Source organism: Acinetobacter sp. 1294243 (genome assembly GCF_000588015.1).
GTDB classification, from domain to species: Bacteria; Pseudomonadota; Gammaproteobacteria; order Pseudomonadales; family Moraxellaceae; genus Acinetobacter; species Acinetobacter pittii.
On the sequence record NZ_JFXG01000007.1, the window covers coordinates 41,166 to 54,520 of the forward strand.

11 protein-coding genes are annotated in these 13,355 nt (G+C 38.4%); 8 read left to right on the plus strand and 3 right to left on the minus strand.

The features are described from left to right. Window positions 1-44: 44 nt before the first annotated feature. The 3 genes from J655_RS14145 to glnL all read right to left on the minus strand — a co-directional run bounded on the left by J655_RS14145 (window position 45) and on the right by glnL (window position 3,554). Window positions 45-698: a TetR/AcrR family transcriptional regulator gene (locus J655_RS14145; RefSeq protein WP_032052540.1), complete on the minus strand. Its 654-nt coding sequence runs from the start codon at window positions 696-698 to the stop codon at window positions 45-47. Between the two features lie 266 nt (window positions 699-964). Continuing rightward, a complete protein-coding gene (gene glnG / locus J655_RS14150) occupies window positions 965-2,458 on the minus strand; it encodes a nitrogen regulation protein NR(I) (protein ID WP_032052541.1) in 1,494 nt (497 codons plus the stop codon). Next, window positions 2,445-3,554: a nitrogen regulation protein NR(II) gene (gene glnL, locus J655_RS14155; RefSeq protein ID WP_002115631.1), complete on the minus strand. Its 1,110-nt coding sequence runs from the start codon at window positions 3,552-3,554 to the stop codon at window positions 2,445-2,447. The genes glnG and glnL overlap by 14 nt, the downstream gene beginning before the upstream one ends. A 342-nt stretch (window positions 3,555-3,896) precedes the next feature. On the opposite strand from glnL, the gene rimO reads away from it, so the two are divergent. From rimO to bamA, 8 genes are all read left to right on the plus strand, one after another. Continuing rightward, window positions 3,897-5,240 (plus strand): 30S ribosomal protein S12 methylthiotransferase RimO, encoded by a 1,344-nt coding sequence (gene rimO, locus J655_RS14160; protein ID WP_002115588.1) that lies wholly within the window; start codon window positions 3,897-3,899, stop codon window positions 5,238-5,240. A 51-nt stretch (window positions 5,241-5,291) separates the two neighbouring features. Then, on the plus strand, window positions 5,292-6,020 hold the full coding sequence (gene pyrH / locus J655_RS14165) for a UMP kinase (protein WP_000852257.1): 729 nt from the start codon (window positions 5,292-5,294) through the stop codon (window positions 6,018-6,020). An 84-nt stretch (window positions 6,021-6,104) separates the two neighbouring features. Beyond that, window positions 6,105-6,659, plus strand: a complete 555-nt coding sequence (gene frr, locus J655_RS14170; protein WP_032006897.1) for a ribosome recycling factor — start codon at window positions 6,105-6,107, stop codon at window positions 6,657-6,659. 5 nt (window positions 6,660-6,664) lie between these two features. Beyond that, a complete protein-coding gene (gene uppS, locus J655_RS14175; protein ID WP_002115643.1) occupies window positions 6,665-7,417 on the plus strand; it encodes a polyprenyl diphosphate synthase in 753 nt (250 codons plus the stop codon). Then, entirely contained in the window at window positions 7,417-8,241 is an 825-nt protein-coding gene (locus J655_RS14180; protein ID WP_032006898.1) for a phosphatidate cytidylyltransferase, read from the plus strand. The genes uppS and J655_RS14180 overlap by 1 nt, the downstream gene beginning before the upstream one ends. Beyond that, window positions 8,242-9,438, plus strand: coding sequence for a 1-deoxy-D-xylulose-5-phosphate reductoisomerase (gene ispC, locus J655_RS14185; RefSeq protein WP_032052542.1), 1,197 nt, complete (start codon window positions 8,242-8,244; stop codon window positions 9,436-9,438). 1 nt (window position 9,439) lies between these two features. After that, window positions 9,440-10,795, plus strand: a complete 1,356-nt coding sequence (gene rseP, locus J655_RS14190) for an RIP metalloprotease RseP (RefSeq protein WP_017480963.1) — start codon at window positions 9,440-9,442, stop codon at window positions 10,793-10,795. Between the two features lie 36 nt (window positions 10,796-10,831). Then, a complete protein-coding gene (gene bamA / locus J655_RS14195; protein WP_005068904.1) occupies window positions 10,832-13,339 on the plus strand; it encodes an outer membrane protein assembly factor BamA in 2,508 nt (835 codons plus the stop codon). Window positions 13,340-13,355: the final 16 nt, after the last annotated feature.

Below are 13,355 nucleotides of genomic sequence, written 5' to 3' on the forward strand. Positions count from 1 at the left end.
AAAAGAAGTCTACTATACTATAAGCATTTTAAAATGCAAAAGAATTAGACTTTATGATGGCCTTTTAAGAAAATATCTACACAATATTCAATATAATCAAAAGCTTCTTTCTCATCTGGAAGAGCTGGCATACCCATAATCATACGCCATTCAATATCTCGTAAAATCCCAAAATACATGAGTGAAGAATAATACGGAGAATTACAGGTAATTTCGCCTGATTTATCCGCAAACTCTAATGCTTGAGTAAGTGTATTTTGTAAATTATGTACCCATTTGTCATATAAGTATTGTATGAGGACAGTGTTACATTCGGTCTGTTCAATAATAAGTCTTAAAAATGCAACATGTTCGGGCTGAATAATATGAATATATACACGATTAAGTGTTTGAATCAGATATTCTCTTAAAGTGCTTTTCTCTGGTTGGAATGGAATGCAAATATCTTTAAAAAACATTTCACGTTTATGATCACATATAGCCGTAAAAAGTCCTTCTTTATTGCCAAAATATTTATAAATAGAAGCCTTAGAGCCACCTGCATGATTAACAATATCATCGAGAGATACAGCATCATATCCTTTCTCTAGGAACAGCTCGGTCGCGCTTAACAATAGAGCTAAACGACGTTCAATACCGCGGCGTGTTTGAGGTTTCTCACATGCAAGGTGATGTGAATCCAGGACTGCATCATGCATAAAATTTAATAACAACAACTGACTTTGCTTATCTAGTATAGCAAAACTATCTTTAGTGATGGTCATAACCATTTTTTTAGATCATATGCTGAACAGTAAGTGGCTAATTCAAAAAATAAACTAATACAAAATATAAGCTTAGAGTTGGTTGTGGAAGGGTTTGATGATGTAACCTTATGTTTGCATTATATTTTAAAGAAAAATCTGATTGAAAAACAAAGCGGCTAAGAATGACTTAACCGCTTTGAAGTTAAATAATGAGATTTCTAGGCTTCAGTTTGAGTAACCTTGTGCTCATCTTCTTCGTCATCATCTGCAGAATCCATTCCAAGTTCCTTTAACTTGCGTGTTAAGGTGTTGCGACCCCAACCTAATAATTCCGCTGCGTGACGTTTGCGTCCACGTGTTTGTTGCAAGGCTGCGTTAATCAACGTGCGTTCAAACATTGGTGTGGCAATATCCAAAATTTTCATTTCACCATTTTTAAGCTTTTGAATAGCCCATTGATTTAGTAGTTCATCCCAATGATGTAGAGAAATACGCTCAAAAGAAGGTCCCGGTTGACTAGATTCACTATTCTTTTGCAATGGAACTTGTTTGAGCTCAGAAGGTAAATCTTCTGGATAAACTTCGCGGCCAGTAATCATTACAGTTAGCCAGCGGCAAGTATTTTCAAGTTGTCGTACGTTACCCGGCCATGGTAACTGTTGCATGTAGTCCGTTGTTTCAGTGCGTAGGATTTTTGGACTTACGCCAAGCTCTTTACCTGCACGCGCAAGGAAATGCTGCGCAAGCATTGGAATATCTTCACTACGGTGGGCAAGCTTAGGAATGTGAATACGAATCACATTTAAGCGGTGATATAAGTCTTCACGGAAGCGACCTTCATTTACTAGCTTTTCTAAATCTTGATGTGTTGCCGCCACAATTCGAACATCTACTTTAACTGGAATGTGTCCACCTACACGATAGAACTCACCGTCAGCGAGTACGCGAAGCAATCGAGTCTGAGTTTCAAATGGCATATCACCAATTTCATCAAGGAACAATGTCCCGCCATTTGCCTGTTCAAAGCGGCCTTGATGCTGAGTATTCGCGCCTGTGAAAGCACCTTTTTCATGACCAAATAACTCGGTTTCAATTAAGTCTTTTGGAATTGCCGCCATATTTAAAGCAATAAAAGGCTTGGCACGGCGTGGGGAGTGCTTGTGTAAAGCATGAGCAACTAATTCTTTACCCGTACCCGATTCACCATTAATTAAAACAGTAATATGAGATTGCGATAAACGGCCGATAGCACGGAAAACCTCCTGCATTGCCGGAGATTCACCAATAATTTCTGTTGATTGAAGAGGTGAGGCTGTTTTTGTAGCTTCTTGCTGTTGTAGTTTATTAATATGCAGGATCGCACGATTGACTAAAGCTAAAGCTTCATCAATATCAAAAGGCTTTGGTAAATATTCAAACGCGCCTGTTTGATAGCTTGATACAGCAGACTCTAAGTCAGAATGTGCTGTCATAATAATGACAGGTAAATCTGGATGAGTGTTTTTGACTTTAGATAAAAAAGTTAAACCATCAATTCCAGGCATGCGGATGTCAGTTAAGATGACATCGGGAGCATCATGGTGCAAACGTTCAAGCGCAGTTTGAGCTTCTTCAAAATTGGTAACATCAAAACCCTCTTCTTTAAAGGTCTTTTCCAATACCCATCGCATGGCGCGATCATCATCAATAACCCATATTTTATTTCGCGACACGGTCTGACTCCCAAGGTAAATATAAGCTAAAAATTGTTTTTCCAGGAACAGATTGGCATTCAATCATTCCGTTATGTTGATGCATAATATTCTGTGCAATACTCAGGCCAAGCCCAGTACCTTTTGCTCGTCCAGTAACCAATGGATAGAATACTGACTCCAAAATACTTTCAGGAATGCCTGGTCCATTGTCCTCTATATCGACTCGCACTGTAGATCGATTTAGTACACCGTTAATCGTGACAAGACGTTGTATACGTGTACGTAGAATTAACTCTGGTTCGTGATCTATAAAAAATGCTTTGTTTTCTGTTATAGCTTGAATTGCGTTTACACTAATGTTGAGCATGACCTGTATTAACTGATCACGATCGGCATTGACATCGGGTAAAGACAAATCATAATCCCGTATAATTTTAATTTTCTTCTTTGTCTGGTTGGCGATAAGTGAACGCACTCGCTCCAAAGGCTCGTGTACGTTAACATTTTCATAACTTGGGAGTTGTCTAGACCCCAACATGGTATCTGCTAAGTTCGTTAAACGATCTACTTCATTAATAATGACATCTGTAAATTCAGCATAACTCTTATCGTTTAAACTGCGAGCGAGTAATTGAGTTGCACCACGAATACCTGCAAGTGGGTTTTTTATTTCGTGCGCAACGCCACGTACAAGCTGTCTAGCGACCTGATGTTGTTGTACCAGATTTTCTTCTTTAGAAATCTTTAACATACGATCAATCGGGTTGAGCTCAATCAAGAGTAATGGATGATAACTTTTACCTGCATTTAATTGAGACACTGTGTAATCAACATGAAGGTCTTTAAAGTTGACATTAATAACAGCTTCTCGACGAGTATAGGGTTGACCGGTTTTTATAGTGTTTAATAACGCTTCATGTGTATTAAAAGTATCATCTGGTGCATGAAGTAAGTTCAAAACCGGCTGTCCTGAAGCTCGAAGCAAACTAATGTCAAATAGTGCTTCGCAGGCAGAATTTAAGTAAAAAATATTCAAGTTACTATCGATCAATAAAATCGCAGTAGTTAAGTTGTCTACCAATAGGCGATAGTCGATAGGGTTGTGTTGATCCATTAGCGAATCGTTCCTGTCTTAAAATAGCGCAATGGCATCTTCATTGGTTATCGGATTTTCACCGTTATAGAACATGAACGATGCAAAATATACGCCAACTTTGTTTATGGGTTATTTTAAAGTTTTAAAGTATTTAAAAACGCGCTGAAATCGGTCTTTATATCGGTTGATCAAAACTGATGGCTTGAATATAGATAATAACATGATCCAACTTGGTGCAAAGGTGAGTTTTGGTGCAAATGTTGGTCGTATTTTGGTGCATTACACAAAGAGTAGGCTTTCCACCTATGCTTGAGACAAGAAAAGACATACAATACGCGCATTCAAGTGGAGCGCAGATTCATGAAGACCCCCAAAGTCGGTTTTGTTTCTTTAGGTTGTCCTAAGGCATTGGTAGATTCTGAACGAATTTTAACTCAGTTAAAGACTGAAGGTTATCAAGTTGCATCAGATTATGATGGTGCTGATTTAGTTGTTGTTAATACCTGTGGTTTTATCGAATCTGCGGTACAAGAGTCGCTAGATGCAATTGGCGAGGCCATGAGTGAAAATGGTCGAGTAATCGTTACTGGATGCTTAGGTAAAGACGAAGACAAAATTCGTCAAATGCATCCAAATGTTTTAAAGGTTACTGGTGCAGCAGCTTATCAAGATGTAATGGAAGCTGTACATGAATATGTCCCAGCACCACCTAAACACAACCCGTTTGTTGATTTGGTTCCTGAACAAGGAATTCGCTTAACACCAAAACATTATGCCTATTTAAAAATATCTGAAGGATGTAACCACCGTTGTACCTTCTGTATTATCCCAAGTATGCGTGGCGATCTAGTATCGCGTCCAGTTGGAAGTGTACTGGAAGAAGCCGCTGCGCTTAAAAGAGCAGGTGTTAAAGAAATCTTGGTTATTTCCCAAGATACATCAGCTTATGGTGTAGATACCAAGTACAAACTTGATTTCTGGAATGGCCAGCCTGTTAAAACAAAATTCTTTGATATGTGTGAAGCACTAGGCCAACTTGGTATCTGGGTGCGCTTACATTATGTTTATCCATACCCACATGTTGATGCGGTTATTGACTTAATGGCACAAGGTAAAATTCTGCCATATCTTGATATTCCATTCCAACATGCAAGCCCGCGTATTCTTAAGTTAATGAAGCGTCCGGCTCACAGTGAAAATACACTCGAAAAAATTAAATTGTGGCGTGAAAAATGCCCAGATCTTGTGATTCGCTCTACATTTGTAGTGGGTTTCCCAGGCGAAACTGAAGAAGATTTTCAAATATTGCTCGATTGGTTAGTTGAAGCTGAACTTGATCGTGTTGGCTGCTTTACCTACTCACCAGTAGAAGGCGCTACGGCAAATGATTTACCCGATCATGTGCCTGAAGAAATTAAGCAAGAGCGTTACGAGCGCTTTATGCAAGTGCAGCAACAAATTTCTGCTGCTAAGTTGCAAAAACGTATTGGTCAAACGATGACTGTATTAGTCGATAGTTTGGAAGATGAATATCCTGTTGCTGTTGCACGTTCTTATGCCGATGCTCCGGAAATTGACGGTAATGTCTTTGTAGAAGATATCGATAAGAGCACTATTCAACCAGGCGATATGTTGGAAGTCGAAATCACCGATGCGGATGAATACGACTTATTTGCAAAGTTAATTAAAATTAAGTCGGTTTAATCGATAACGATTCAAAAAAGCATTCAGTTTAAGAGGTTTTGGAGCAAACTCATGGCGGAAACAATTAGCCCCCGTTATTCACGCATTTTATTAAAACTATCTGGTGAAGCATTATCAGGTAACAAAGACATGGGTATTGATGCCCAAGTTCTTGATCAAATGTCCCTTTCAATTGCTCACTTAGTTGGCTTAGGTGTGCAAGTGGGTATCGTTGTTGGTGGCGGTAACTTGTATCGTGGTAGTCAGTTGCAAAAGGATGGCTTGGTTGGTCGTGTAACAGGGGATCAAATGGGTATGCTTGCAACTGTAATGAATGGCTTGGCTATGCGTGATGCATTGGTTCGCCGTAATATCAGAACTCGCCTTATGTCTGCATTACCAATTGGTACAGTAGTAGAGTCTTATTCAAGTCGTGATGCTATCCGTCACTTGAGTCAGGGTGAAGTTTGTGTTTTTGTTGCTGGTACAGGAAATCCATTCTTTACGACTGATACGGCAGCTTGCTTACGCGGAATTGAAATTGAAGCAAATTTAATTCTAAAAGCGACCAAAGTAGATGGCGTATATAATAAAGATCCAAGTAAATACGAAGATGCGGTTAAATATGATCATTTAACCTTTGATCAGGTATTGGACGAAAAACTTGGTGTTATGGATTTGACAGCTATTTGTTTATGTCGTGACCATAATGTGCCATTACAAGTTTTTGATATGAATAAATCAGGCGCGCTATTGTCAGTAGTCATGGGCGAAAAAGAAGGTACACGCGTTACTAAATAATGTACGTGTTGACGAAAGCTCTTTATACTAGCGCTAAATTAAATTTGTTAAAACATCCTTGAATAAATAAGTAAGGTAGATCATATGATTAACGATCTGAAAAAAGACAGCGAACAACGTATGTTAAAAACTCTTGAGTCTTTGGAACTAGGGTTTGCTAAAGTTCGTACCGGCCGTGCACACCCATCAATCTTAAATGGGGTAATGGTTCCTTACTACGGTTCTGATGTGCCTTTAAATCAAGTGGCAAACATTGGTGTTGAAGATTCTCGTACACTTCTTGTTCAGCCATTTGAACGTACAATGGTTTCAGCTATTGATAAGGCAATTCGTGAGAGTGATCTTGGTTTAAACCCAATTACAGCGGATGCAATTCGTGTACCTTTACCTGCATTAACTGAAGAAACACGTCGTGATATGCAAAAAATTGCGCGTAGCGAAGCTGAAAATGCAAAAGTTGCAATTCGTAATATTCGTCGTGATGTATTAGGTGATATCAAAGCATTATTAAAAGAGAAAGAAATCTCAGAAGATGATGAGCGCCGTGCAGGTGATGATATCCAGAAAATCACTGACAAATATGTTGCAGAAGTAGACAAGCGTCTTGCAGCGAAAGAAGCAGAATTGATGAAGGTCTAAATTTTATGACCGATTCAGAAGAGTATCATCTTCCTAAGCATGTTGCCATCATCATGGATGGCAACAACCGCTTTGCAAAAAAAAATCAAATGCAAAAAGGTGATGGACATCGAGAGGGTAAAAATGTTCTTGATCCTATCGTTGAACATTGTAAAAAAACAGGTATTCGTGCTTTAACGGTTTTTGCATTTTCAAGCGAAAACTGGAATCGACCACAATTTGAAGTCGATCTGCTTATGAAGCTTCTTGAAGAAACTATTCATGAGCAAATACCTCGCATGAAGAAATTTAATATTGCTTTGCGTTTCATAGGTGATCGTTCCAGATTACCGTCACACCTAGTTGCCTTAATGGAAGATGCAGAGCAACAGACAGCACACCATAACACTATGACCTTAACTATTGCTGTGAGCTATGGTGGGATGTGGGATATTGCAAATGCAGCAAAACAAGTTGCTGAAGCGGTTTCCCGTGGTGAATTTGGTGCTGATCAAATAAATGTTGATTTGTTCGAAAAATATGTCAGTCTAAACGATCTGCCAGCTGTGGACTTATTGATCCGTACAGGTGGAGATTATCGCATATCTAATTTCTTGTTATGGCAAGCAGCATATGCGGAGCTGTATTTTACTGATACTTTATGGCCAGAATTTACAGTACAAGAATTCGATCATGCATTGAATGTTTTTTCAGGGCGTGAACGTCGTTTTGGCAAAACATCTGAACAAATTCAGCAAGAGAAAATAGAGAACTTATAATGTTAGAGCGGATTGTTACCGCATTGGTACTTGTCGCAGTTGTTTTAGGCTGTATGTTTGCTACGCAATCACATTATCCAATGTTGGTTCTTATGATTGTAGCAGCAGGGGTTGCGGGGTATGAATGGTATAAATTAATGCCCCATGAAGCTGTAAATGCTGTAAAGCCAAAAGCTTGGTGCTACGGTCTGCTTGTTGCATTCGTTTCAGGCGTTGCTCTATTTTTCCATGATATTGCATTACTGTTGTGGTCAGCTTCAATTTTGACTTGGCTTGTAAGCGTTTATTGGGTCAAATCTTTTCCTGAATTTGATGGGTGGTATAACGCTACTCTATATGTAATTGGCATTATTTTAGTTTGTGCTGCGGTAACTTCAATTTTTGTTGTCTGGCAAAGTTCGCCTTGGTGGTTAATGTATCTGTTCTTGCTTGTGTGGGGTGCAGATAGTGGTGCTTACTTTGTTGGCCGTAAATTTGGTAAAAGAAAACTAGCGCCAACCGTAAGTCCGAACAAATCAGTAGAAGGCTTGTATGGTGGTATTATCACGACCATACTGGTAATGTTGGTTGTGCAATATCAGTATCTAAATTTAACTTTAATTCAGCAAATCCTGTTTCTTATCTTGTCGCTGATTACAGTATTCGGTTCAGTTTTAGGTGATTTATTTGAGTCGATGATTAAACGTCGTGCTGGTATTAAAGATTCTGGACGTGTACTACCTGGTCATGGTGGTGTTTTAGATCGTATTGATTCTTTACTTGCTGCAGCCCCGATCTTTGCAACGGGAATGTATATATTAAAACTTATTGGTGTAGATTTATAAATGACACAATCTGTTTGCATATTGGGTGTAACCGGTTCCATTGGGCAAAGTACCTTAAAAATTTTAAATCAACATCCTGATAAGTATTCAGTATTTGCAATTTCAGCTCATAGTCGAATTTCTGAATTGGTTGATATATGTAAACAATTCCAACCAAAAGTTGTAGTTGTTCCAAAGCAAAAAGTTGACGAATTAGCAGCTTTATTTGCAAAAAATGAATTACAAAATATTGAAATTTTGACTGATCAGGAAGGGCTGGTAAGTATCGCATCTCATCCAGATGTTGATGTAGTTATGGCTGCAATTGTTGGAGCAGCTGGTTTATTACCAACATTAGCGGCTGTAAAAGCTGGTAAACGCGTATTGCTTGCTAATAAAGAAGCTTTAGTCATGTCTGGTGAAATCATGATGCATGCAGCACGTGATCATCAGGCATTATTATTACCAGTAGATTCAGAACACAATGCTATTTTTCAATCATTACCTCATAATTATTTAGAGGCTGAAAGAAATGGACAACCGCAACAGGGTGTATCAAGAATCTTATTGACCGCTTCAGGTGGACCATTTTTAAACCATTCGTTAGAACAGTTAGAAAAAGTTACTCCTGCACAGGCTTGTAAGCATCCCAACTGGTCTATGGGACAGAAAATCTCAGTTGACTCAGCTACTCTTATGAATAAAGGGTTAGAGTTGATCGAGGCATGTCATTTGTTTTCAATATCTGAACATTTTGTTACAGTTGTTGTTCATCCACAAAGTATTATTCATTCTATGGTGCAATATGTTGATGGTTCAACATTGGCGCAAATGGGTAATCCAGACATGTGTACACCGATTGCCCATGCATTAGCATGGCCAGAACGTTTACAGACTAGTGTTCCTGCTTTAGATTTATTTGAGTATTCTCAGCTTAATTTTCAAGCACCGGATATCCAGAAATTTCCAGCACTTGATTTAGCCCGTCAGGCAATGCGTGCAGGAGGGCTAGCACCTACTATTTTAAATGCTGCAAATGAGGTTGCCGTTGCTGCATTTTTAAACCAACAGATTGGATTTACAAATATCCCACAAGTGGTAGAGCATACTTTGCAAAAATTGGAAAACTCAGTTGCTGATAATATCGAGTCTATTTTGAATAAAGATGAAGTAGCACGACATGTAGCACAGCAGTATATATCAAGTATAGGAGGCTGAAATGAGTGCATTATTTATGATTGCAGCAGCCGCTCTCTTGCTCGGTCCATTAATTGCAATTCATGAGTTCGGTCATTATTGGGTGGCACGAAAACTTGGTGTTAAAGTTCTAGTTTATTCTATTGGTTTTGGTCCGACATTACTTAAATGGACATCAAAAAAATCTGGAATTAAGTACCAACTTTCAGCTTTGCCTCTAGGTGGTTATGTAAAAATGCTCGATGAGCGCGAAGGTAATGTTGCAGAGCAAGATTTACCTTATGCATTTAACCGTCAAAAACCATGGAAGCGTATAGCAATTGTTGCGGCTGGGCCTTTAATTAATTTGATTTTTGCTGTTTTACTTTTCTGGATTTTATTTTTACCAGCACAGGAACAACTAAATACAAGAGTGGGTAAAGTTATACCCAACTCGCCAGCTGCAACAGCTCAACTACAAGTAGGTGACAAGATTATTGCTGTTGACGGAAAGGAAACGCAAACTTGGGAAAAACTTAACTTTGCTTTGATTGATCGTGTAGGTGAAACTGGTAGCTTGAATATCGATGTAGATCGTGCAGGTACTGAGAAAAATATTGTTTTACCCATTAAAGATTTTTTAAAAAACCAAAATGAATCAGCTTTAGATGTATTAGGTTTTTTACCCTATCGTCCCGTTATTCCTGCTGTTGTAACGGAGTTGACTGCAGATGGGGCAGCAATTCGTCAAGGAATGAAAGTCGGTGATCGTATTGTTTCAATTAATGGTCAAGTAATGAAAGATTGGTTTGATGTTGTGGAAGTTGTGCAACATTCACCAGAAAAATTACTAAGTATTGATGTGTTGCGTAATGGTCAACTCGTTCATTTGCAAGTCATGCCTCAAGGAAAGCGTGACAATATGGGGCAAGTGAGCGGTGTCTTAGGCGTAAAAAGTGATGCAGGAAAAATTACAATTCCTGACGAATATAAGCAAACAATTCAATATACTCCAATACAAGCTTTCCAGATGTCGCTAGATAAGACTGGCCAAATCTCTAGCATGATATTGAGTTCGATAGTAAAAATGGTTAAGGGTTTAATTGGTTTAGAGAATCTTTCTGGACCAATTACAATCGCGAAAGTAGCGGGACAAAGTGCAGAAATGGGATGGCAGACTTTCATCTCATTTATGGCTTTAATGAGTGTAAGTCTTGGAATTTTAAATTTATTACCAATTCCAATGCTAGATGGTGGACATCTCGTTTATTACATTATTGAGGCTATTCGTGGTAAGCCTGTTTCTGAACAAATACAAATGTTTGGTCTAAAAATTGGTATGGTACTGCTCGGTAGTATGATGCTTTTAGCTTTATTTAACGATTTTATGCGTTTGTAAACGTATATGGATTTATAACTTACTGGAAAAACTGGCATGCGGCACACACATTTTTTAATGCCTTTGGCACTTGTTAGCGCTATGGCAGCGGTACAACAAGCATATGCAGCTGATGATTTCGTTGTTCGAGATATTCGTATAGATGGTTTGGTCCGTCTTACTCCTGCAAATGTTTCTACCATGTTGCCAATCAACAGTGGCGATCGCGTTAATGAACCGATGATCGCAGAAGCAATTCGAACATTGTATGCCACTGGACTTTTTGACGATATTAAAGCATCAAGAGATAACGATACTTTAGTTTTCAATGTCGTAGAGCGCCCGATTATTTCAAAACTTGAATTTAAGGGTAACAAACTTATTCCTAAAGAGGCTTTAGAGCAAGGCCTCAAAAAAATGGGCATTGCTGAAGGCGAAGTTTTTAAGAAGTCAGCTTTACAAACAATTGAAACTGAATTAGAGCAGCAATATACTCAGCAAGGCCGTTATGATGCTGATGTAACTGTTGATACTATAGCTCGCCCAAATAACCGTGTTGAACTTAAATTAAATTTTAATGAAGGTACGGCAGCTAAAGTTTTTAATATCAATATTATTGGTAATACTGTTTTTAAAGACAGTGAAATTAAACAAGCTTTCGCAGTTAAAGAAAGTGGTTGGGCTTCAGTTGTAACCCGTAATGACCGTTATGCTAGAGAGAAAATGGCAGCGAGCCTTGAAGCTTTGCGCGCTATGTATCTGAATAAAGGTTATATCAATTTTCATATCAATAACTCACAGCTTAATATTAGTGAAGATAAAAAGAATATCTTTATTGAAGTTGCTGTTGAGGAAGGTAGCCAGTTCAAATTTGGTCAAACCAAGTTTTTAGGTGACGCACTTTATAAACCTGAAGAACTGCAAGCTTTGAAAATTTATAAAGATGGGGATACCTATTCTCAAGAAAAAGTAAATGCTGTTAAGCAATTGTTATTGCGTAAATATGGTAATGCTGGTTATTACTTTGCAGATGTAAATGTCGTTCCGCAAATTAATAATGAAACGGGTGTTGTTGACTTGAACTATTATGTAAACCCAGGTCAGCAAGTAACCGTACGTCGTATTAACTTTACAGGTAATAGTAAAACTGCCGATGAAGTATTGCGTCGTGAAATGCGTCAAATGGAAGGCGCTTTAGCGAGTAATGAAAAAATTGATTTGTCCAAGGTTCGTTTAGAGCGTACTGGATTCTTCAAAACAGTTGATATTAAACCGGCTCGTATTCCAAATTCACCAGATCAGGTGGATTTAAACGTAAATGTTGAAGAGCAACACTCGGGAACTACAACATTAGCGGTAGGTTACTCACAAAGTGGTGGTATCACATTCCAGGCAGGTTTGAGTCAAACTAACTTTATGGGAACGGGTAATCGTGTTTCGATCGATTTATCTCGCTCTGAAACTCAAGACTACTATAACTTAAGTGTTACTGACCCTTACTTCACTATTGATGGTGTAAGCCGCGGTTATAATGTTTATTACCGTAAAACAAAGTTAAATGATGACTATAACGTTAATAATTACGTTACCGATAGTTTCGGTGGTAGTTTAAGTTTTGGTTACCCAATTGATGAAAACCAAAGCCTAAGTGCCTCTTTAGGTATTGATAATACTAAAGTAACGACTGGTCCTTATGTCTCTACTTATGTGCGTGATTATTTGTTAGCAAATGGTGGTAAAGCAACAAGTAAGGGTTCATATTGTCCAACCTTAAATGGTGAGTCGCAGTATGATACTGAGAAGGGGGAATGTAAGGTCCCAGAAGAACAATATGATAATGCGTTTGATGGTGAGTTCTTTACATATAACTTAAATTTAGGTTGGTCATACAATACTTTAAACCGTCCTATTTTCCCTACTTCAGGTATGTCACATCGTGTAGGTCTTGAAATTGGTTTGCCAGGTAGTGATGTTGACTATCAAAAAGCAACTTATGATGCACAGGCATTTTGGCCAATTAGTAATACTGGTTTCGTATTGCGTGGTTACGGTAAACTTGGCTATGGTAATGATTTACCATTCTATAAAAACTTCTATGCAGGTGGTTATGGTTCTGTTCGGGGTTATGATAACAGTACCTTGGGTCCTAAGTATGCAAGTGTAAACTTACAAGAAACCAAGCAAAATGACGGTTCTCCAGAAGAGGTGGGGGGTAATGCTTTAGTACAATTTGGTACTGAATTAGCTTTACCGTTACCTTTCAAAGGGGACTGGACTCGCCAAGTACGACCAGTCATTTTTGCTGAAGGTGGTCAAGTATTTGATACTAAGTGTGATGTTGGCTCTTATTCTATGATTATGAATGGGCAGCAAATAGCAGATGCTAAAAAATACTGTGAAGATAACTACGGTTTTGATTTAGGTAATATGCGTTATAGCGTAGGTGTTGGTTTTACATGGATCACTATGATTGGGCCATTATCTCTTAGCTATGCATTCCCGTTAAATGATAAGCCTGGTGACGAAACTAAAGAGATTCAGTTTGAAATCGGTCGTACTTTCTAAGTACGACTTGACTAAA

What these genes read in the sequence shown, in the direction of transcription:
- rseP (WP_017480963.1), top strand. Translation starts at nt 9,440, where the DNA reads ATGAGTGCATTATTTATGATTGCAGCAGCCGCTCTCTTGCTCGGTCCA.
- glnL (WP_002115631.1), bottom strand. Translation starts at nt 3,554, where the DNA reads ATGGATCAACACAACCCTATCGACTATCGCCTATTGGTAGACAACTTA.
- uppS (WP_002115643.1), top strand. Translation starts at nt 6,665, where the DNA reads ATGACCGATTCAGAAGAGTATCATCTTCCTAAGCATGTTGCCATCATC.
- ispC (WP_032052542.1), top strand. Translation starts at nt 8,242, where the DNA reads ATGACACAATCTGTTTGCATATTGGGTGTAACCGGTTCCATTGGGCAA.
- bamA (WP_005068904.1), top strand. Translation starts at nt 10,832, where the DNA reads ATGCGGCACACACATTTTTTAATGCCTTTGGCACTTGTTAGCGCTATG.
- J655_RS14145 (WP_032052540.1), bottom strand. Translation starts at nt 698, where the DNA reads ATGCATGATGCAGTCCTGGATTCACATCACCTTGCATGTGAGAAACCT.
- pyrH (WP_000852257.1), top strand. Translation starts at nt 5,292, where the DNA reads ATGGCGGAAACAATTAGCCCCCGTTATTCACGCATTTTATTAAAACTA.
- J655_RS14180 (WP_032006898.1), top strand. Translation starts at nt 7,417, where the DNA reads ATGTTAGAGCGGATTGTTACCGCATTGGTACTTGTCGCAGTTGTTTTA.
- rimO (WP_002115588.1), top strand. Translation starts at nt 3,897, where the DNA reads ATGAAGACCCCCAAAGTCGGTTTTGTTTCTTTAGGTTGTCCTAAGGCA.
- frr (WP_032006897.1), top strand. Translation starts at nt 6,105, where the DNA reads ATGATTAACGATCTGAAAAAAGACAGCGAACAACGTATGTTAAAAACT.